Source organism: Nostoc sp. CmiVER01, assembly GCF_034531135.2.
Taxonomy (GTDB): Bacteria; Cyanobacteriota; Cyanobacteriia; order Cyanobacteriales; family Nostocaceae; genus Nostoc.
The window spans coordinates 1-613 of the sequence record NZ_JAVRBU020000071.1 but is presented as its reverse complement, the minus strand read 5'-3'; the positions used below and the strand labels follow the sequence as shown (position 1 = coordinate 613).

The following is a 613-nucleotide window of genomic DNA, read 5'->3' as shown; positions in this document are numbered from 1 at the left end:
TGGCGTTGGTTCCCAGTCGCAAGCGTGCGGCAGTGCGAAGCCGCGAGCAGATGTACGAGCGCATCGCGGTCGCGGTCAGCGACGTGCTCGGACTGTCGCACGGTGCGGGTGCGGATCTTGGCCCTTAGGTCGGATGAGATCCTGGGTGTCTACGGCGTGACTGCCGCCGTGCGCCTGATCCAGCGTAGCCCGAAGATGAGGCTAGCTGCGCCGATGAAGATCAGAGCCCCTCGCCAGACGTGATAGAGCAGTAGCGTCAGGAGTGCGCTGGTACACAGGAGGCTGGTGATGGCCACGATCCGCATGGCGAAGGGGCGCTGACCAGACGGTCCGGGTCGCAGGGCGGCCAAGGCAACGCACGAAAAGGCGCCCAATGTCCCGACATTGATCAGTTGGGCGAGTTGCATCACGGGTGTCAGTGTGGCCGCGAGTGCTGCGAAGCCTGCGATGAGCCACACGCACGCGTCAGGTGAGTGGGTGCGCGGGTTTACTGTGGTTAGTGATCCGGGCAGGTGACCATCGCGAGCGAGGGCAAAAATGGTTCGAGACGAGGCGTTCAGGCAGGCGTAGATCACGGTCATCATTCCCAGGGTGCCTGCCGCGCGGATGAGTG

At 63.9% G+C, this 613-nt stretch carries 1 protein-coding gene; it reads right to left on the bottom strand.

Annotated features, from left to right (window positions below):
* Nucleotides 1–149: 149 nt before the first annotated feature.
* Nucleotides 150–613, bottom strand: a 464-nt coding sequence (locus RMZ43_RS36045) for an amino acid permease (RefSeq protein ID WP_428851037.1), incomplete at its 5' end; no start/stop codon positions are given.